Origin of the sequence: Sinorhizobium sp. P24N7 (assembly GCF_042436655.1) — a bacterium.
In the GTDB taxonomy this organism is placed as follows: Bacteria; Pseudomonadota; Alphaproteobacteria; order Rhizobiales; family Rhizobiaceae; genus Sinorhizobium; species Sinorhizobium meliloti_A.
In genome coordinates this window covers 129,398-148,860 of the sequence record NZ_JBHMIW010000013.1, presented here as the reverse complement: position 1 = coordinate 148,860, position 19,463 = coordinate 129,398, and the positions used below count along the sequence as shown (strand labels likewise).

21 protein-coding genes are annotated in these 19,463 nt (G+C 61.9%); 15 read left to right on the top strand and 6 right to left on the bottom strand.

The window, feature by feature from the left end; genetic code table 11:
• Positions 1 to 91: 91 nt before the first annotated feature.
• The gene (locus tag ACFHWW_RS22615) at positions 92 to 1,279 is read left to right on the top strand and encodes a cystathionine beta-lyase (RefSeq protein WP_100673921.1); all 1,188 of its coding nucleotides are present in this window, start codon (positions 92 to 94) and stop codon (positions 1,277 to 1,279) included.
• Between the two features lie 52 nt (positions 1,280 to 1,331).
• On the opposite strand, the gene ACFHWW_RS22610 is transcribed toward ACFHWW_RS22615, so the two are convergent.
• Entirely contained in the window at positions 1,332 to 2,495 is a 1,164-nt protein-coding gene (locus ACFHWW_RS22610; protein ID WP_379940915.1) for an FAD-dependent oxidoreductase, read from the bottom strand.
• A gap of 27 nt (positions 2,496 to 2,522) precedes the next feature.
• Positions 2,523 to 2,768, bottom strand: a complete 246-nt coding sequence (locus ACFHWW_RS22605) for a zinc-finger domain-containing protein (protein WP_003535025.1) — start codon at positions 2,766 to 2,768, stop codon at positions 2,523 to 2,525.
• Between the two features lie 190 nt (positions 2,769 to 2,958).
• On the opposite strand from ACFHWW_RS22605, the gene ACFHWW_RS22600 reads away from it, so the two are divergent.
• The 8 genes from ACFHWW_RS22600 (at position 2,959) to ACFHWW_RS22565 (ending at position 10,044) form a co-directional block, all read left to right on the top strand.
• Positions 2,959 to 3,738 carry an alpha/beta fold hydrolase gene (locus ACFHWW_RS22600; RefSeq protein ID WP_379940913.1) on the top strand — a complete coding sequence of 260 codons (780 nt, stop codon included), beginning with the start codon at positions 2,959 to 2,961 and terminating at the stop codon, positions 3,736 to 3,738.
• Positions 3,739 to 3,932: 194 nt separating this feature from the next.
• Positions 3,933 to 4,760 carry a serine O-acetyltransferase gene (gene cysE / locus ACFHWW_RS22595; protein ID WP_100673918.1) on the top strand — a complete coding sequence of 276 codons (828 nt, stop codon included), beginning with the start codon at positions 3,933 to 3,935 and terminating at the stop codon, positions 4,758 to 4,760.
• Positions 4,761 to 4,939: 179 nt separating this feature from the next.
• Positions 4,940 to 5,143: a DUF3126 family protein gene (locus ACFHWW_RS22590; RefSeq protein WP_003535016.1), complete on the top strand. Its 204-nt coding sequence runs from the start codon at positions 4,940 to 4,942 to the stop codon at positions 5,141 to 5,143.
• Positions 5,144 to 5,384: 241 nt separating this feature from the next.
• On the top strand, positions 5,385 to 5,738 hold the full coding sequence (gene phaP2, locus ACFHWW_RS22585) for a phasin PhaP2 (protein ID WP_100673917.1): 354 nt from the start codon (positions 5,385 to 5,387) through the stop codon (positions 5,736 to 5,738).
• Between the two features lie 271 nt (positions 5,739 to 6,009).
• Positions 6,010 to 6,363 (top strand): ATP-dependent Clp protease adapter ClpS, encoded by a 354-nt coding sequence (gene clpS, locus ACFHWW_RS22580; protein WP_003535011.1) that lies wholly within the window; start codon positions 6,010 to 6,012, stop codon positions 6,361 to 6,363.
• Positions 6,364 to 6,372: 9 nt separating this feature from the next.
• Positions 6,373 to 8,886, top strand: coding sequence for an ATP-dependent Clp protease ATP-binding subunit ClpA (clpA, locus tag ACFHWW_RS22575; protein WP_018097773.1), 2,514 nt, complete (start codon positions 6,373 to 6,375; stop codon positions 8,884 to 8,886).
• Positions 8,887 to 8,956: 70 nt separating this feature from the next.
• Positions 8,957 to 9,703, top strand: a complete 747-nt coding sequence (locus ACFHWW_RS22570; protein ID WP_379940909.1) for an AzlC family ABC transporter permease — start codon at positions 8,957 to 8,959, stop codon at positions 9,701 to 9,703.
• 5 nt (positions 9,704 to 9,708) lie between these two features.
• Positions 9,709 to 10,044 (top strand): AzlD domain-containing protein, encoded by a 336-nt coding sequence (locus tag ACFHWW_RS22565; protein WP_080636661.1) that lies wholly within the window; start codon positions 9,709 to 9,711, stop codon positions 10,042 to 10,044.
• A gap of 62 nt (positions 10,045 to 10,106) precedes the next feature.
• Here ACFHWW_RS22565 and ACFHWW_RS22560 read toward each other — a convergent pair whose 3' ends face one another.
• The 4 genes from ACFHWW_RS22560 to ACFHWW_RS22545 are packed head-to-tail and all read right to left on the bottom strand — an operon-like array spanning position 10,107 to position 12,957.
• Positions 10,107 to 10,526: an HIT family protein gene (locus ACFHWW_RS22560; protein WP_018097770.1), complete on the bottom strand. Its 420-nt coding sequence runs from the start codon at positions 10,524 to 10,526 to the stop codon at positions 10,107 to 10,109.
• A 35-nt stretch (positions 10,527 to 10,561) separates the two neighbouring features.
• The gene (locus ACFHWW_RS22555) at positions 10,562 to 11,749 is read right to left on the bottom strand and encodes a GNAT family N-acetyltransferase (RefSeq protein WP_275598019.1); all 1,188 of its coding nucleotides are present in this window, start codon (positions 11,747 to 11,749) and stop codon (positions 10,562 to 10,564) included.
• A gap of 4 nt (positions 11,750 to 11,753) precedes the next feature.
• Positions 11,754 to 12,479 carry a glycerophosphodiester phosphodiesterase gene (locus ACFHWW_RS22550; RefSeq protein ID WP_100673913.1) on the bottom strand — a complete coding sequence of 242 codons (726 nt, stop codon included), beginning with the start codon at positions 12,477 to 12,479 and terminating at the stop codon, positions 11,754 to 11,756.
• 13 nt (positions 12,480 to 12,492) lie between these two features.
• Positions 12,493 to 12,957 (bottom strand): RidA family protein, encoded by a 465-nt coding sequence (locus ACFHWW_RS22545; RefSeq protein ID WP_127710803.1) that lies wholly within the window; start codon positions 12,955 to 12,957, stop codon positions 12,493 to 12,495.
• Positions 12,958 to 13,097: 140 nt separating this feature from the next.
• Here ACFHWW_RS22545 and ACFHWW_RS22540 point away from each other — a divergent pair, with 140 nt between their 5' ends.
• From ACFHWW_RS22540 to ACFHWW_RS22515, 6 genes are all read left to right on the top strand, one after another.
• The gene (locus ACFHWW_RS22540; RefSeq protein ID WP_379940906.1) at positions 13,098 to 13,916 is read left to right on the top strand and encodes a cell envelope integrity EipB family protein; all 819 of its coding nucleotides are present in this window, start codon (positions 13,098 to 13,100) and stop codon (positions 13,914 to 13,916) included.
• 104 nt (positions 13,917 to 14,020) lie between these two features.
• Entirely contained in the window at positions 14,021 to 15,136 is a 1,116-nt protein-coding gene (locus ACFHWW_RS22535) for an ROK family protein (RefSeq protein ID WP_379940904.1), read from the top strand.
• 56 nt (positions 15,137 to 15,192) lie between these two features.
• Complete coding sequence (locus ACFHWW_RS22530) at positions 15,193 to 15,936, top strand: ABC transporter permease (protein ID WP_198516851.1); 744 nt, start codon at positions 15,193 to 15,195, stop codon at positions 15,934 to 15,936.
• Complete coding sequence (locus ACFHWW_RS22525; RefSeq protein WP_379940902.1) at positions 15,933 to 16,760, top strand: ABC transporter ATP-binding protein; 828 nt, start codon at positions 15,933 to 15,935, stop codon at positions 16,758 to 16,760. The genes ACFHWW_RS22530 and ACFHWW_RS22525 overlap by 4 nt, the downstream gene beginning before the upstream one ends.
• Before the next feature lie 44 nt (positions 16,761 to 16,804).
• On the top strand, positions 16,805 to 17,743 hold the full coding sequence (locus tag ACFHWW_RS22520; RefSeq protein ID WP_164866969.1) for an aliphatic sulfonate ABC transporter substrate-binding protein: 939 nt from the start codon (positions 16,805 to 16,807) through the stop codon (positions 17,741 to 17,743).
• A 53-nt stretch (positions 17,744 to 17,796) separates the two neighbouring features.
• Positions 17,797 to 19,353, top strand: coding sequence for a sulfatase (locus tag ACFHWW_RS22515; protein WP_379940900.1), 1,557 nt, complete (start codon positions 17,797 to 17,799; stop codon positions 19,351 to 19,353).
• Positions 19,354 to 19,463 lie beyond the last annotated feature (110 nt).

Here is a 19,463-nt window from a genome sequence, read left to right as displayed (position 1 = left end):
TGATTCACAGCCGGCCGGCTCGAATTTTTCCTTGACCCGGCCCGTAGCCCGTTCGATGAGTCGGCAGCGAAAATCAACAGCGGATGTTTCAATGGCAGACAACACGAGCGGGCGAGCGGAGCAGGGCATCAATACCCGCCTCGCGCATACCGGCAACAATCCCTCCGACTTCCATGGTTTCGTCAATCCGCCGGTGGTTCACGCTTCCACCGTGCTGTTCCCGAATGCGAGGACGATGGAGACGCGGGCGCAGAAATATACCTACGGTACGCGCGGCACACCGACGACCGACGCGCTTTGCGAGGCCGTGAACGAGCTGGAGGGCGCAGCGGGCACGATCCTCGTTCCTTCCGGGCTCGCCGCGGTCACGGTGCCGTTCCTGGCCTATCTGTCTTCGGGCGACCATGTGCTCATCGTCGATTCGGTCTACTTCCCCACCCGCCATTTCTGCGACACGATGCTCTCCAGGCTCGGCGTCACTGTCGAATATTATGACCCGACGATCGGCGCCGGGATCGAAAACCTGATCAGGCCGAACACGCGGCTGGTGCATACGGAAGCTCCGGGCTCGAATACGTTCGAGATGCAGGATATTCCGGCAATCTCCGCCGCGGCGCACCGGCACGGCTGTATCGTGACCATGGATAACACCTGGGCGACGCCGGTCTACTTCCGGCCCCTCGACCACGGCGTCGACGTTTCGATCCATGCGGCGACCAAATACCCCTCCGGTCACTCGGACGTTCTTCTCGGAACCGTTTCCGCCAATGCGGCCCATTGGCCGGCACTCAGCGAGGCGATGGTTACGCTCGGCGTCTGCGTTTCGCCGGACGACAGTTATCAAATCCTGCGCGGCCTGCGCACGATGGGCGTTCGCCTGGAGCGCCATCAGGCAAGCGCGCTGGCGATCGCTGAATGGCTCGAGGGCCGTGACGAGGTGGCGCGCGTGCTTCATCCGGCACTGCCGAGCTTTCCCGGACACGAATTGTGGAAGCGCGACTTCGGCGGCGCGAGCGGGATATTCTCCTTCGTGCTCAGGGCTGAACCGGAAGACGGCAAGGCAAAGGCGCATGCCTTCCTGGATGCGCTCTCGCTGTTCGGGCTCGGTTACTCCTGGGGCGGCTTCGAAAGCCTCGCCGTTCACGTGAACCTCTCCGACCGCAAGGTCGCGAAGGCCCCGTCCGAGGGGCCGGTCATCCGGCTGCAGATCGGACTCGAGGATGTACCGGACATCCGCCGGGATATCGAGGCGGGCCTCGCCGCGGCAAACGCCGTCTGAGGTCTGAACGAAGCGACAGGGAGGCGAATAGGCTTCCCTCATCGCGTTCCAACTAAGCGCCGTAGCCGTAAAGCCAGTCGAAATCGGCTGCGAGCGCTTCGGGTTTTCTGAAAGAGAGAACGAAATCGCGCGCGATCCGCACCGGACCTGCTGCGTGGTAGGCGAAGCTGTTGAATGCGGCGCGCTTGCGAACGCGGCCGATCCGCGTTCTGCGTGCGTCTTCATAGCGCGCGAAGGCGGAGGGAAGGTCGGGAGTATTGGCCATACAGCGGGCGAGTTCACGGGCGTCCTCGATGGCCATCGCCGCGCCCTGGGCTGCAAATGGCGTCATGGCATGAGCAGAATCGCCGATGAGAATGGTGTCGCGCCCATTGTGCCAGGCCCCGTCTTCAACCGTGCAGAGCGGCCAGTAGGTCGCCGAGCCGGCGTGACCGAGAAGCGCGCGCAGGTCGGGATGCCAATCCGTGAAGGCCGCCTCGAACTCGCGCCGGCGATCGCCGGTTTCGTGCCCCGTCCAGGTTTCGCCCGACGCCTTTCCGGCAACGATCGCGACGAGGTTGAAGCCGTCGATCTTTCTGATCGGATAGGCGACGAGATGGGCCTTCGGCGCGAGGAAGGCGGTGACGCGATCAGGCAACAGGCAGGCGGGCGCCCGGGTGCGTGACAGCGTGAAGCGCCAGGCGACATTGCCCGAAAAACGGACGGTGCCGGCGCCGGGGACAGAGAAGCGTATCCGCGACCAGATACCGTCCGCACCGATGATCGCTGCCGGTGATCGCTTGCTCGCTTCGGTGATGACTGCTCGCGGATCGTCCCCGACGCGATTTCCCAGGTGAAGACGGCAAAGCGGCTCCGCCCGGACCGCATCCAGAAGGATCGTTTGCAGGCTGGCACGATGCAGGACGCCATAGGGAGCGCCCCAGCGCTCGCGGGCGCGTGCGCCGGCAGGCACGCTGGCAAGTGGCCGCAGCGAGCGGCCGTCGGTAAGCGAGATCGCTTCTGGTTCATTCCAGACGCGTTCGAGAGCGGGCAGCAAGCCGAGGTCGATGAGGATGCGCGATGCATTCGGCGAAAGCTGAAGCCCGGCACCGGCCTCCTCCAATGCTTCGGCCTGCTCGAATATATCCGTCCGGAAACCCTGCCGTGCAAGGCAGAGCGCGGCGGTCAGCCCGGCGATGCCGGCACCGACGATCGCAACCGGATCAGCCTTTTGCATGGATGTCGCGCCGTCGCCTGCGCAGGATCAGGCGGCTTTAGTCGTGAAAAGGCAGCCCGGAGGAATCGTTTCCGTCGCCTTCAGGGAAGGATTGTAGCGGTAGAGGGTCGAGCAATAGGAACAGACCTTCTCGTTCTCGTCGCCCATGTCGACGAAGATGTGAGGGTGGTCGAACGGGACGGAAGCACCCGTGCACATGAATTCCTTGACGCCGATCTCGATGACCCGGTGCCCGCCGTCGTTCTGAAAATGGGGGATGCTGTGGCCGGCCATGTCGTACTCCGATATATGCAAGTCTTAGATGTCGATTGGGGTGTCGAATTTGCCGGCACCATAGTGAGCTTTGGCGAAAATGTGTAGCGGCAAACATGCCGCGCTTTATGGTTTTTGAAGCGGTTGGGGTTTCCGGCGGTTGCTTTACCAACTAACGTCCGCGCCGACAGGACAATACCAGGAAAACCAGATGGACTTGAACCCTCCGCCATTTTCCCGCTTCACGCATGACGGACTGGAAATCGCCTATTTCGACGAAGGTGACCCCTCGGGCGACCCGATCCTGCTCATTCACGGCTTTGCATCGAGCGCCAATGTCAACTGGGTGTTTCCCGGATGGCTGAAGACGCTCGGCGACGCCGGATACCGCGTCATCGCGCTCGACAATCGCGGGCACGGGCAAAGCAGCAAACCCCATGATCCCTCGCTCTATCACCCGCCGCAGATGGCGGGGGATGCGGCGGCACTTCTGGTGCATCTCGGCATCGGCGAGGCGCATGTCATGGGTTATTCGATGGGCGCGCGGATCTCGGCATTCCTGGCTTTGCAGCACCCGGATCGCGTCCGTTCGCTGGTATTCGGCGGTCTCGGGATAGGCATGATCACGGGGGTGGGGGAGTGGGATCCGATCGCCGACGCGCTGCTTGCACCTTCTTTGGAGGACGTTACGCACGAGCGGGGCCGGACGTTCCGCGCCTTCGCAGACCAGACGAAAAGCGATCGTCAGGCGCTTGCCGCATGCATATCGACATCGCGCGACCTGCTTACCGCCGACGAGGTAGGCCGCATAGACGTGCCGGTGCTGATCGGTGTCGGGACAAAGGATGACATCGCCGGGTCGGCTGAGGAGCTGGCCGCGCTGATGCAGCATGCCGTGGCACTCGACATTCCCGGGCGCGACCACATGCTGGCGGTCGGCGACCGTGTGTTCAAGAAGGCGGTCCTGGAGTTTCTTGTCGGAGTTGGGTGAGGCCGATCCAGGCGGAAAACCCTGCGCACTTTTCCTCGAGCTGCTCTCGGCCGTGCGACCAACGAGAGGTGAAATCCGGCCAGGCCATTTATGTCGGCGGGGAATTGGCCTATATATGCCCGAACACGACCCCATCTTAAGACGGCAGGCCAAAGACGACCCCGCCGAGGGAACGCCCAGGAAGGAGAGCGACCATGGTCGCCAAGACAGAACTTCGTCATACGGAATCGCTCGAAGCGATCGATCCGATCTGGGATAGCCTGCGTGAGGAGGCGCGGCTGGCGGCCGAGCGCGACCCGATGCTGGCGGCCTTTCTCTATTCGACGGTGGTCAATCAGCATTCCCTGGAAGATTGCGTTATCTACCGGATTTGCGAGAGGCTGGATCATCCCGACCTCCAGGCGAGCCTCCTGCACCAGACCTTTGCCGAGATGCTCGAGGACTGGCCCGAATGGGGCGCCGTCCTGCGCGTGGATATCCAGGCGGTCTACGATCGCGATCCCGCCTGCACGCGCTTCATGGAGCCGGTGCTTTATTTCAAGGGCTTCCATGCCATACAGACGCACCGTCTGGCTCACTGGCTGTGGAGCCGCGGCCGGAGAGACTTTGCGCTCTATCTCCAGAGCCGCTCCTCCAGCGTTTTCCAGACCGACATCAATCCGGCCGCCCGCATCGGGCGCGGTATCTTCCTCGATCATGCAACGGGGCTCGTCGTCGGCGAAACCGCGGTCATCGGCGACAACGTATCTATCTTGCATGGCGTGACGCTTGGCGGCACCGGCAAGGAAGGCAGCGACCGTCATCCGAAGATCGGCAACGGCGTGCTGATCGGCGCCGGCGCAAAGATTCTCGGCAATATCCACATCGGCCACTGCTCACGCGTGGCCGCCGGTTCCGTCGTGCTGAAGGCGGTCCCTCCCAAATCGACGGTTGCCGGTGTGCCGGCGAAGGTCGTCGGCGAGGCCGGCTGTTCCGAGCCGTCGCGTCAGATGGACCAGATCCTGGCGTCGTTCGATATCTGATCAAGGCGCCCGAAGCCCGGCTGTGCCGGGCATCGACGCTGCGAAAAATCAGTGCACCAATTCAAGGCGTTGCGAGCATTTCTTCGTCTCCCGGCGAACGCTTGGCGCTCTGATGGGTTTACACCTGGCAATGGCCCGTGCAACAAGCGCGGCAAATCAATCGGCTACGGAGAATAGTTTTGAAGCCCGAAGAAATCCGCAAGCTTGAGGCCTATCTTAAGCGCACGTTCAACCAGTCCATGGTCGTCAAGGCTCGCCCGAAGAAGGACGAATCCGCTGAAGTCTATCTCGGTGACGAATTTCTCGGTGTCGTCTTCCGTGACGAAGAGGACGGCGAGCTCTCCTATAATTTCTCGATGGCGATCCTCGACATCGACCTCTGAGAGCAACACGAATCCACCTGGATCCGTGGTAATCGCGCGTTGCAAGACCCGGTACTGAGCAATCAGGCCGGGTTTCCTGTTGTTAAATCATACTTTTCGGAGAAATTTGACTGGAGGCGTCCGTCTTCATCAAGTCGTTGCAAGAACTGTATTTTATTGCAATGCACACTGAACTTGACTTTTTGTGCAGCGCACCTAGACTGGCCGCGTTCCTAGCCGAGCCGTTACAAGGAGACGCCCGATGTTTAACTTCGACGATGCGAACAGGAAGAGCAAGGAAGCGCTCGACGTGGCCGTGAAGAGCTACTCAGCCATGACCAAAGGTTTCCAGGCTATTGCGACCGAAGCGGCCGACTATTCGAAAAAATCCTTCGAGGATGGCGTTGCTCATGTCGAAAAGCTTACCAGTGCCAAAAGCCTCGAAGCAGCGTTCGAGCTTCAGACGAATTATCTGAAGGCAAGCTACGAAGGCTTTTTCGCCGAGGCGACGAAGATCGGTGAGATGTATGCCGACCTCGCCAAGGACGCCTACAAGCCCTATGAGGCGCCGGTTGCCAAGGCAGGCACTGCGGTCAAAACGGCCGCCGCCGCCTGACCATCAGCTTCATCGCTATTGCAGACCAGGCCGGTCGCGGATGCCGCGGCCGGCCTTCGTCCGTTCGTAATCTGCGCGTCTTCAAGACCGCCGACGGGCCTGAAGGCAGCAGGTGCCGGCGAAGAAATTTGATCAATCTTGTGTTTCGCCGTGCGAATATGTTTGCAGTGCGTGGGTTCGGTCTTAAAATCCAAGAACGAACCATTAGATAAAGGCAAGCATGTCGTGGCCGAATGCAAATGGATCCGCGGCTGTAAAGGAATGAACAAGAATGATCGCCATGCCGGTCCGGATGCAGCAGGGAAGCGAAGGAGACGGAGGCGGCCCCAGTCGTGGCACGTCCGTTATCACCCGCACCAAGCCGAAGACCAAGAAGCCGAGTTTGTACCGCGTTCTGCTTTTGAATGACGATTACACACCGATGGAATTCGTCATTCACATCCTCGAGCGCTTCTTTCAGAAGAACCGCGAAGAAGCGACCGTCATAATGCTACATGTCCACAACCACGGCGTTGGAGAATGCGGCGTCTTCACCTACGAGGTCGCCGAAACCAAGGTGACGCAGGTGATGGATTTCGCCAGGCAGCATCAACATCCGTTGCAATGCGTCATGGAAAAGAAATGAGGAACTAACGTGCCAACATTTTCGCCCAGCCTCGAAAAGGCGCTGCATCAGGCACTGACTTTTGCCAACGAGCGCCATCACGAATATGCGACGCTCGAGCACCTGCTGCTGGCATTGATCGATGATGCCGATGCGGCGGCTGTGATGGGCGCGTGCAATGTCAATCTCGACACGCTTCGCAAGACGGTGACCGATTACGTCGACAACGAATTGTCGAACCTCGTCACCGGTTACGACGAGGACTCCAAGCCGACGGCGGGCTTCCAGCGCGTGATCCAGCGAGCCGTCATCCATGTGCAGTCCTCGGGCCGCGAAGAGGTGACGGGCGCCAACGTGCTCGTGGCGATCTTCGCCGAGCGCGAGAGCCATGCTGCCTATTTCCTGCAGGAGCAGGAGATGACGCGGTATGACGCAGTCAATTTCATTTCGCACGGTATAGGCAAGCGGCCGGGAAGCTCCGAGGCGCGGCCGGTGCGCGGGGCGGAAGACCAGGACTCCGAACAGAAGGCTTCGCGCGAGAGCGAGGAGGCGGGCCCGAAGAAGCAGCAGGATGCGCTCACGGCCTATTGCGTGAACCTCAACGAAAAGGCCAAGTCCGGCAAGATCGATCCGTTGATCGGGCGTCACGCCGAAGTCAACCGGACCATTCAGGTGCTTTGCCGCAGGTCCAAGAACAACCCGCTTTACGTGGGCGATCCTGGCGTGGGCAAGACGGCGATCGCCGAGGGCCTTGCCAAGCGCATCGTCGAGAAGAAGGTGCCCGAGGCGTTGCAGGACGCCACGATCTTCGCGCTCGACATGGGAACCCTGCTGGCCGGCACGCGCTATCGCGGCGACTTCGAGGAGCGCCTGAAGCAGGTGGTCAAGGAACTCGAAGATTACCCCGGTGCGGTGCTGTTCATCGACGAGATCCACACGGTCATCGGTGCCGGCGCCACGTCGGGCGGCGCCATGGACGCGTCGAACCTCCTGAAGCCCGCGCTTTCTTCCGGCGCGATCCGCTGCATCGGCTCGACCACCTATAAGGAGTATCGCCAGTTCTTCGAGAAGGACCGGGCTCTCGTTCGCCGCTTCCAGAAGATCGACGTCAACGAGCCGACGATCGCGGACACGATCGAGATCATGAAGGGCCTCAAGCCGTATTTCGAGGACTACCACCAGCTGAAATACACCAACGATGCCATCAAGGCGGCCGTGGAGCTTTCGGCTCGCTACATCAACGACCGGAAGCTGCCGGACAAGGCGATCGACGTCATCGACGAGTCCGGTGCCGCGCAGATGCTTTTGCCCGTCAGCAAACGCCGCAAGCTGATCACCGAAAGGGAGATCGAAGCGACCGTCGCAACGATGGCACGCATCCCGCCCAAGACCGTGTCCAAGGACGACGAGGCGGTGCTCGCCAATCTCGAGCAGGAACTGCGTTCCGTCGTTTATGGCCAGGATCTGGCGATCGAGGCGCTCGCCTCGTCGATCAAGCTGGCGCGCGCAGGCCTTCGCGAGCCCAACAAGCCGATCGGCTGCTACGTCTTCTCCGGCCCGACCGGCGTCGGCAAGACGGAAGTGGCGAAGCAACTCGCCACCTCGCTCGGCGTCGAGCTGCTGCGCTTCGACATGTCGGAATATATGGAACGCCACACGGTCTCGCGACTGATCGGCGCGCCTCCCGGCTATGTCGGCTTCGATCAGGGCGGACTCCTGACCGACGGCGTCGACCAGCATCCGCATTGCGTGCTGCTGCTCGACGAAATCGAAAAGGCGCATCCGGATCTCTTCAACATCCTCCTGCAGGTCATGGACCACGGTTCGCTGACCGACCATAACGGCAAGAAGATCGATTTCCGGAACGTCATCCTGATCATGACGACCAATGCCGGCGCGTCCGACATGGCTCGGGCGGCGATCGGCTTCGGTTCCTCCAAGCGGACGGGTGAGGACGTGGAGGCGCTGAATCGCCTCTTCACGCCGGAGTTCCGCAACCGTCTGGACTCCGTCATTCCGTTCAACTCGCTGCCGACCCCGGTCATCCACAAGGTCGTGCAGAAGTTCGTCATGCAGCTCGAAACGCAGCTCGCGGAGCGCAATGTCACCTTCGACCTTGCGCCTGATGCGATCGCCTGGCTCGCGGAGAGGGGCTATGACGAGAAGATGGGTGCACGGCCGCTGGCACGCGTCATCCAGGAAAACATCAAGAAGCCGCTCGCGGACGAGATCCTCTTCGGCAAGCTCAAGAAGGGCGGTGTCGTCAAGGTGACGATCGGTGCAAAGGAAGACGGCACGAAGGGGCTCATGCTCGAAGCCGTGCCGGAAACGGCTCCGATCAAGCCCAAGGCCGAGGTCTCGCGTCCCGCCGGCAAGGGCGCGAAACCCAAGAAGGCTGCCGAAAAGGAAAGCGTAGCCGCATCCGAAGAGGGCGCGAAAGCCAAGTCGAAGAAGACGGCGGCCAAGTCCTCGAACAAGAGCGGCGGTTCCGGCGCGGCTCCCCTCAGGGGGCGGACGGTTCCGAAGGTGCCGCGCAAGAAATAACGCGATCGCGACTGGACGTGACAGTGCCGGGTGAGTTACCCGGCACTTTCTTGTGAGCGGAGCATAGCGGGTGGATTCCACTAACCGTATCGAAGAGGAGCGATCGCCTCTGGGCTGGTTTCTGGCGGGTGCGCGTGGGATATTCAGCCTTCCGGCCATAATCCTCATGCTTTCCTTCGTGGGCTTCTGCTCGCTGACGGTTCAGGCGGGGATCCCACCGGCGCAAGTCGTGTTCATGACCGGCATCGTCTGGGCCCTGCCGGCAAAGGTCATTCTCGTAAGTTCGATCCTCAGCGGCGCCAGTCTTGCGACGGCGTTCCTGGCGGTCACGCTTTCGTCGGTTCGCTTGATGCCGATGGTCGCCGCACTCGTTCCCGAACTCCGTACGTCGAAGACGCCGACATGGCTGCTTCTCTTGCTTTCGCATTTCATCGCCATCACCGCCTGGGTCTTCGCGATGGAGCGCGTGCATGCGGTTCCGCGCCGGCACCGCGCGACTTTCTTTGCCGGCTTCGGCATCACGCTGGTCGCGACGAACATGGCGCTGGTCGGGATCGTTTATCGCCTCGTCGCCGATTTCCCGCCGATCGTCGCCGGATGTCTCTTCTTTCTGACGCCGGTCTATTTCCTCGCCTCGATCTGGAATTCCGCCCGTCATCCGGTTGTCTATGCCGCGCTCGCGATCGGTCTCGCCGCGGGGCCGGTCTGCTACTGGATCGCCCCGGAGTTCGACATTCTGCTCGCCGGCCTCGGCGGAGGAACGCTCGCCTGGCTTGGCGAGCGCTTCTGGCGCACGCGAAAGGAAACGAGCGCGTGAGCTGGATGGACGGATGGTGGGCCTACGCATTCATTGCGATCGCCGGCTGGCTTGCGACCGACATCTGGCGGTGGCTCGGAGTACTCGCCGGAAATCGGCTACGCGACGATTCGGAGGCGCTGAACTGGGTGAGGGCGGTGGCGACGGCGCTGGTGGCGGCCGTCATTGCCAAACTCGTACTTTACCCGACCGGCGTTTTGGCCCAGTCGCCTCTGTGGCTTCGGCTCGGCTCCGTCGTCCTCGGCGCGATCGCGTTTTTCCTCGCCCGCCAGAAACCCGTCGCCGGGATCGGAACGGCGATCGCTGCTTTGGCCGCAGGCCTCTGGTGGCTGGGCTTCTGATGAGTTAAAGCGTAATAATAGAAAAATTCCGTAAGCAGTTGAATCAAAGGTTACCTGGTAGCCTAAAGCGCTCGGCGGATCTTCTCCGCGTTTGCGGCCAGGACCTCTCCGTCTTCCATCTTGCCGGAATGCGGCTTCAGCGGAATGCCCTCCCGCCGGGGGATCACGTGGAAGTGCAGATGGAAAACGGATTGACCGGCCGGCGCCTCGTTGAACTGCATGATGGTGACGCCGTCCGCCGCGAAAGCGGCCTTCGCGGCCAGGGCAATCTTCTGAACGGTCGCGATCAGGCTGGCGAGGGTGGCTGGATCCGCATCGAGAATGTTGCGGGACGGCGCCTTAGGCAACACCAGGACATGGCCTTCGGCCTGAGGCATCACGTCCATGAAGGCGACGGTGGCCTCATCCTCATAGACGCGATGCGAGGGGATCTCGCCGCGCAATATCTTGGCGAAGATATTGTTGGTGTCGTATGCACTCATGTCGTTTCCTCTTCCTGGCAGGCATTCGCGGCGTCTCAGTCGTCCTGGCGTCCACCTTTGCGGAAAGGGCCGTGTTCCGCAAGAAACTCGCCGGTTTCTTCCACATCCCGGCGCTCCCGTTCCAGATAATCGGCTACGGCGCGCGCAAGTCCCGGATGGCTGATGAAATGTGCGGAATGAGTCGTCACCGGCATATAACCCCGTGCAAGCTTGTGCTCGCCTTGCGCGCCGGCTTCGACGCGCTTCAATCCCTTCGCGATCGCGTAGTCGATCGCCTGATGGTAACAGACTTCGAAATGCAGGAAGGGGTGATCCTCGATGCAGCCCCAGTGTCGGCCATATAGCGCATCGCCGCCGATGAAATTGATCGCTCCGGCGATATAGCGCCCGCCGCGCTTGGCCATGACCAGCAAGATGTCGTCGGCCATGCGCTCTCCGATCAGCGAGTAGAAGGCGCGGGTCAGATAGGGACGCCCCCATTTGCGTCCGCCGGTATCCATGTAGAAGGCAAAGAACTGGTCCCAGATAGCTTCCGTCAGGTCGCTGCCGGTCAGCCAGTCGATGGTTATGCCGTTTTCCACCGCCGATCGGCGTTCTTTCTTGAGTGCCTTGCGCTTTCGCGAGGTGAGCGTAGCGAGAAAGTCGTCATGCGATCCATAGCCTTCATTCATGAAGTGGAACTGCTGATCCATCCGATGCAGGAAGCCCGCCTGCTCCAGGATCGGCATTTCGTCCGTCGGGACGAAGGTCACATGGGCCGAGGAGAGGCGGTGGCGGCGCGTGAGTTCCTTGAGGCCGGCAGCGAGTGCGTCGCGCACGGTTCGTGGATCGCTTCCCCCGGCCACCAGCAGCCTTGGCCCCGTCGCCGGCGTGAACGGCACGGAACATTGCAGTTTCGGATAATAGCGGCCGCCGGCCCGCTCGAAGGCATCCGCCCAGCCATGGTCGAAAACATATTCCCCCTGGCTGTGGCTCTTGACGTAGCAGGCGAGAGCCCCCCGCAGGAAACCGTCCGCGTCCTCCATCAGGAGATGCTGTCCGAGCCAGCCAGTCTCCGCCGTCGCCGAGCCCGATTCCTCCAGTGCCGAGAGATAGGCATGCGAGACGAAGGGATTGTAGGCCGTGCCGGCATGCCCTTTGGAAGCGCCGGCAAGCCCGCCCCAGCTCGCCGGCGATATCGACGTGAACGAAGGTTCTATGCGGATGGTGATCGCGTCTGTCATGCGCCTACGAAATCATGCTCTCCCGGGGATCGAAACCCTCGAAGGTCATCTGGTCGGCATTGGCGAATGTGTGCTCCTGAGCCTGTCTGTCGCGTACCGTCCAGGTGATGAGCGTTCGGCCGAGCGCGCGCTCCTTTTCCGTGAAGGCGTTGGGAAGATGGCCGTAATGGTAGGAGATGAAATCCAGCCCGAGATGCATCGCCTCCTCGTGCACGAAGAAGGTTTCCGGATTGACACCCTCGGCAGTCAGGCCGAGGGGGTAGGGCGCATCGAGTTCCTTCAGGTCCCTGAGCAGCCAATGGTCGAAGCTCATCAGCGCCACGTGGCCCTCATAGCCTTCCAGCGTCTCGAGCACGGCCGCGCAAAAGCCTTCGTCGTCGCCCAGTCGCCCCTTGAGCTCGATGATCAGTGGGACACGGCCGGCAACGAGGCGCAGCATCTGCTTCAGGGTCGGCACCTTGTCGCCCGTGCCGCCGACGGACAGAAGCCCCAGCTCGGCGGACGTCTTCGCGCGCACGTCGCCCGCGATCCCGCAGAGCCGTTGCAGGTCGTGGTCGTGGAAAACGACGGGAACGCTGTCAGCCGCGAATTGAAGGTCGCACTCGATCGCGAAGCCGGCTTCGACCGCGCGAGAGAAGGCGGAGAGCGTGTTTTCCCAAACCTCCCGATTCATATCGTGGAAGCCGCGATGGGCGATCGGCTGGGCCTTGAGCCAGGAAAGATCCTTCATTGGAAGTCCCTGATCATGCGATTTCGATCACGGCGTCGATCTCGACAGCCGCGTTGAAGGGAAGGGAAGCCATGCCGACAGCGGCACGAGCGTGTTTGCCCGCTTCGCCGAGCGCATTGGCAAGCAGGTTCGAGGCGCCGTTGATCACCAGGTGCTGTTCGACGAAGTCCGGCGTGGAGGCGACGAAGCCGTTGATCTTGACGAGGCGGCGGATACGGCCGAGATCGCCGAGAGCCGCTTTGGCCTGGGCCAGGATGTTGATCGCGCAGAGTTCGGCAGCCCTTTGCGCGCCGGCGACATCGACATCCTTGCCGACATGGCCGGTTACGGCGACCTTGCCGTTTTCCATCGGCAACTGTCCGGAAATGTAGAGCATCGACCCCGAGACGACGTAAGGCACGTAGTTCGCGACCGGCGCAACTGCCTGCGGAAGGACGATGCCGAGTTCGGTGAGGCGGGTTTCGATCTCTGCGGACATGGAAGGCTCCGTTGTTGTCTTTTGTGCTAAAATCCGGCATGCAAAGCAGATCTTGACAGGCGTGGACCAGAACCGATCTGCCTTGTTTCTGCCGAATGCTTGTTTATCGCATTGGCGGCGAGTCCAACAGGAGGAAACGGATGTTTCGTAAAGGCTTCGGTCTCGTCACTGTGGGAAGCGTCTGTGTCGTGGTCATGACGGCGGGCGCGGCACAGGCGACTGCTCTCGTTCCCCACCGCGCCGTCTACGATCTGGAATTGAAGGACGCCTCCGAGCGGTCCGGCATCTCCGGCATGTATGGCCGCATGGTCTATGAGTTCAACGGCTCCTCCTGCGAAGGCTATACCGTCAGCTTCCGCTTCGTCACCCAGGTCGATACGGGTGACGAGGTTCGCCTAACCGATCAGCAGACCACCACCTATGAGGACATGAAGAACGGCAATTTCCGTTTCCTCACCCGCTCCTTTACCGATGAGAAGCTGGACAAGGAGGTGCGCGGAAGCGCGCATGACGATAAGTCCGGCGTCAAGGTCGAGCTGACCGCCCCCGACAAGCGCCAGGTGGCGCTTGCGGCCAGCCGGTTTCCGACAGAACACATGCTCGAAGTGATCGAACGTGCGAAAAAAGGAGAGACCTTTTTCGAGGCGCGTATTTTCGATGGTTCCGATTCGGGCGACAAGACGCTGATTACCTCGACCTTCGTGGGCAAGCCGCGCAAGCCCGCTCCTGACGATGCGGATGTCGGCAAGGCCGGAAAGCTTGCGGGCGAGAACTATTGGCCGGTGACGATCACCTATTTCAACGACGAAGCCAACGGCGACGCGCTGCCCGTCTACCGCATGGCGTTCAAGCTCTACGAGAACGGCGTGACGCGGGATCTCACCATGGACTACGGTGACTTCGTCCTGAGCGGAAAGCTCGCAAAGCTCGAGGTCTTCAATAGCGAAGAGTGCAAATAGACAACCGCAGAAGCGATTTTCGAAAGTGACCGCAACCTGCTCCTATTGACAGGCCCCATTTATTTTCTAAAGTTGAGAAAATAAATGGCCAAGGGGGGCGAAGAGTGGGTGTGCATCACGGCCAGGTCCTGCGCATCCTTCGCGACGAAGGGCCCCAATCACGCGCCATCCTTGCGCGCCGCACCGGGCTGTCCGCGACGACCCTTACCCATGTGACGGCGCAGCTCCTCGCCGACGGCTCCGTCGCCGAGGTGGAGCCGGCGGCAAGCAGCGGGGTGGGGCGGCCGGGACTGGCGATCCGGCTCCTGCCGAACGCTCATCACGTTGCCGGCGTGCATATCGGTGCCGGCCTCGTTCAACTGACGGTCACAGATCTCCTGGGTTCGCCGAAAGCGGCCGCTTCGTTCGAATTCGCGCTGCCAGACACCTCGCCGGAGGCCGTGACGGCGCGGATCGCCGACGAAATAGAGAAGCTGAAGCTTCTCGCGCGCACAGACCATCTGCTCGGCGTCGGAGTAGGAGTGCCGGGACCCGTCGATGCCGGCCAGCGCACCATCCTGGCTTCGATCAACACCGGCTGGCGCAACCTGCCGCTGGCGGGCATGCTGGAGCGACGCACGGGCCTGACGGTGGTGCTGGAGCATAACGTTACGGCAATGGCGGTCGCGGAGGCGCGCTTCGGTCTCGGCCGCGGGGTCCCGGCATTGCTTTACGTCTATCTGCGCTCCGGTCTCGGGGCAGGGCTGGTGGTCGACGGCGTGCCGTTTCGGCCGGGCGGCCATGGTGCAGTCGAGCTCGGTCACATCCAGATCTCACAGAACGGGCCACGGTGCAGTTGCGGCAACCATGGCTGTCTCGAAAGCTATGTGAACGAACGCGTCCTGATGCGTGCATTGGGGCTGGAAGGCTCTGCTCCGGCCGATCTCCTGATGCAGGTGGAGAACACGGACGTCTGGGGTCCGACACTCGCTCGGCTGACCGACTCGCTCGCCATCGCAATCAGTCTGCTTACGCCCGATCTGATCGTCTTCGGCGGTCACCTCGCTGACGCGCCGGAGAGCCTGTTCGCGCATCTGCGAAAACATCTGCCGCCACGGGTCATGCCTCATATGCGCGACATCCTTCGGTTCGAACGAACCGGTTTTGGCTCGCAACCGGGCGCGATCGGCGGGGCGGCGGTCGCGCTCGACCACTTTTTCTATTCGGGAGCCCGGTATTGAGCACTCTGACGTCCAAAGACGAGGAAACGACAGGGAACGGGTTTTCGCCGGCGGAGCTGGCGCCCATCGTCCTGAACCTGATCGCCTTGGCGTTCGCCGTCACGGTATGGTGGGGCGTCACGGCGGCGGGGCTGGTGATCCTGCCGGGACCGGCCGAGGTTTTCCGGCGCGCAGTGGAGCTGATCGCGAACGGCCAGTTGCCGCTGGACGTCGTCTCCAGTCTTCGCCGCGTGCTGGCCGGCTTCCTGCTCGGCGTGGCGGCAGCCATTCCCGTCGGCTTCCTGATGGGCTGGTACCGCGTCGCCCGCGCACTGATCGAGCCCTACATCCAGTTTTTCCGCATGATTCCGCCGCTGGCGGTCATACCGCTCGCGATCGTGACCATGGGCATCGACGAAGCGCCGAAGGTCTTCGTCATTTTCCTCGCCTCGTTCCTTTCCTGCGTCGTCGCCGCCTATCAGGGTGTCATCGGCGTCGACCGTACGTTGATCAGCGCTGCACGCGTGCTTGGGGCCAACGACGGCGTGCTGTTCTACCGCGTGATCGTCCCTGCCTCCATTCCGTTCATTCTGGTCGGCGTCCGGATCGGGCTCGGCTCGGCCTGGGCGACGGTCGTCGCAGCCGAGCTCATCGCAGCGCAATCGGGCCTCGGCTTCCGAATGCAGCAGGCGCAACTCTATTACGATCTTCCCACCATTTTCGTCAGCCTCGTCACGATAGGCATTCTAGGCCTGCTCATGGACCGCATCGTCCAGGCGGCGGAACGCCGTCTGACCCGCTGGCAGGAGCGCGCGCAATGACAGCTGTTCCAGACCCCGCCTCCGACCCGAAGATTTCATTTCAGAACGTCACCCGCCGTTTCGGCGAAGGCGAGAGCTCGGTCCTCGCGCTCGACAGGCTGAGCCTGGATATCGGCGAGGGTGAATTCGTCACGGTGGTCGGGCCGTCCGGCTGCGGCAAGTCGACGGCCATGAATATCGCGGCCGGCCTGACGGAGGTGTCGGACGGACGTGTTCTGGTCGACGGTAAGCCGGTCGACGGGCCGGGGCCCGAACGCGGCGTGATCTTCCAGCAATATGCGCTGTTTCCGTGGCTGACGGTTCGCCAGAACGTCGAATTCGGCCTGCGCATCAAAAACATGCCGGCGGCCGAGCGCAGGCGCATCGCCGATCACTTCATCGATCTCGTCGGGCTGAAGGATTTCGCCGATGCCTTGCCCAAGACCTTGTCCGGCGGCATGAAGCAGCGCTGCGCAATCGCCCGTGCCTATGCGGTCAATCCGACGATCCTCCTCATGGACGAGCCCTTCGGCGCGCTCGACGCATTGACCCGCGTCAACATGCAGGACCAGCTGCTCGACACCTGGAGCCGCGAGCGACGGACGGTGATCTTCATCACCCATGATGTCGATGAGGCGGTCTATCTCGCCAATCGCGTCATCGTGATGGCCGCGCGGCCAGGCCGCCTGCACGAGATCATCCCCGTGGACCTGCCCTATCCGCGCAACGAAGAGATCCGGCTATCGCCTGAATTCGCGCAGGCCCGCAATCGGGTTTGGCACGCCGTTTACCATCAGAAACCCCAGGTCAGTTCGAGTTCATCACAAGGAGGAGGAATGCCGTGACTTTTACCCGACGCAGTTTCATCCGCGTTGCCGCTGCCGGTGCGCTGGCGGCCCCCATAGTGGGCGCCACCACGCGAGCCGCTTACGCAGAGGCAAAGCCCGTGCGGATCGGTTACATCGCCGACTATTTCGGCACGAGCCTGACGGCGATCGCCACCGACCAGAACCTGTGGGCAAAACACGGCCTGGAACCCGACCTGAAGATCTTCACCAACGGCCCGATCCAGATCCAGGCGTTGGGCGCGGGCAGTCTCGATTTCGGGTATGTCGGTCCGGGCGCCCTTTGGCTCCCGGCCACTGGCAAGGCCAAACTCGTCGCGATCAATGTGCTCGGACTGTCCGACCGCGTCATCGCGCAGAAGGGCATCAACTCCGTCGCGGACCTCAAGGGCAAGAAGGTCGGCGTTCCGGAAGGCACATCGGGCGACATGCTGTTGCGTCTCGGCCTTGCCAAGGCTGGCATGACGATCTCCGACATAGAAGTGGTGAAGATGGACCCTTCGACGGTCGTTTCGGCTTTTGCATCGAAGCAGATCGACGGCGCCGGCATCTGGTATCCGCTGGTGGGCATCATCAAGAAGACCGTCCCGGATCTGGTCGAAGTCGCCAAGAGCGACGATTTCTATCCCGAGAACTCATTCCCTTCGGCTTTCGTCGCCCGCAATGAGGTGATAGCCGGCGACGTGGACGTGGTCAGGAAATTCATCGCCACGATGAAGGAGGCCAACGACTATCGCGTTGCCGACGTGCCGCGCTCGGTCGCGATCACCGCCAAGTTCCTCGGAGTGCCGGCCGAACCGCTTGAAGTCGAAAGCCGCAACGGCAAGTTCCTGACCACCGCCGAGCTCGTTGCAGCCAGCAGGGATGGGACGGTGGCCAACTGGCTGAAGGGTCTCAACGACCAGTTCGTCGCTTTCGGCAAGATGCAGAACCCGCTCGACCCGAAGGACTACTATCTCGCCGACCTCTACGCAGGCGACTGAACGCCAACCCGCCGGCGCGCTCCGTCGCGCCGGCACTCTCCATCGAGATTAGAATGACAAAGCAGCCCAATATTCTGTTCATCATGTCGGACGACCATGCGGCGCGGGCGATTTCCGCCTACGGCGCGGGCCTGAACAGCACGCCCAATATCGACCGCATCGCCGACGAAGGCATGCGGTTCGATCGGTGCTACGTCACCAATTCGATTTGCACGCCCAGCCGTGCCGCCATTTTGACGGGCACCTACAACCATGTGAACATGGTCACCACGCTCGATACCCATATCGACAACCGGCTCCCCAATGTGGCCAAACATCTGCGCGCGGGCGGCTATCAGACAGCGATCTTCGGCAAGTGGCACCTGGGCGAGGGCCAGGCGCACGAGCCGACGGGATTTGACGAATGGTCGGTACTGCCCGGCCAGGGCGAATATTTCGATCCGGTGATGATCGACCGCAACGGACCGCGGACGGAGAGAGGCTACGCCACCGACATCATCACAGACAAATGCATCGATTTCCTCGGCAGGCGTGATCCGGAGCGGCCGTTCTTCCTGATGTGCCACCACAAGGCGCCGCATCGCAGCTTCGAGCCGCACCCGCGCGACAGGCACCTCTATGCCGACGGGAAACTGCCGGTCCCCGAAACTTTCTCCGACGATTATTCCAACCGCGCAGCAGCGGCGGCAGCGGCGAAAATGCGCATTCGCTCCGACATGACATACAGGGACCTCGGCCTCGTCCAGCCCGAAGGCGGCGACGAGATCGGCGAACTGCTTCTGCCGGGCTGGACCCAGCGCAAGGTCCCGGACATCGAGGAAGGTCAGGAACTGCGGTTGATCGACGGAGCCACCGGAGAGAATTATCTCTTTACCGATCCGCGGAAACTCGCCCTCTTCAAGTACCAGCGCTACATGATGCGCTACCTGCAGACCATTGCCGCCGTGGACGACAATGTCGGCCGTCTGCTCGACTATCTCGACGCGGAAGGCCTGCGCGACGACACCATCGTCATCTATACGTCCGACCAGGGGTTCTTCCTTGGCGAGCACGGCTGGTTCGACAAGCGCTTCATGTACGAAGAATCGCTCCAGATGCCTTTCCTGATCCGCTATCCGGAGGGCATCCGGCCCGGCACGCAAGCCGGCCACATCGCGACCAATGTCGATTTCGCGCCGACCTTTCTCGATTATGCGGGCCTGCCGATCCCCAATTACATGCAGGGCAGGAGCATGCGCCCGATTATCGAGCAAACGGCGGACGAGGACGATAAGGGCCTCGCCTATCACCGGTACTGGATGCACAAGGACGAGTTCCACAATGCCTTCGCGCATTACGGCGTGCGCGACGCCCGCTACAAGCTCATCTACTGGTATAACGATCCGCTCGGCCAGCCTGGTGCCTTTTCCGGCGACGAGGCTGCGGAATGGGAACTGTTCGATTGCGAGGAGGACCCGTTCGAGCTGCGCAACCGGGCGAACGAGCCGGCCTACTCCGCTGTGTTCGAGGAAATGCTGGCCAAGCTCGATGCGCGCATGGCGGAAATCGGCGACATTCCGGAACATGTCACCGCCGAGGTGCTGGCTCGGTGCCGAACGAAGGCGGCCTGAGCCGGCGCGATACAAAAAGCGTCCCCAAGGCTTGATTTCCGGGCCGGTTACCGCTAAGGGGCTGGCCATTCCACACGTAAGGCATGGGATTTTCCGGGAGAAATCCGGAT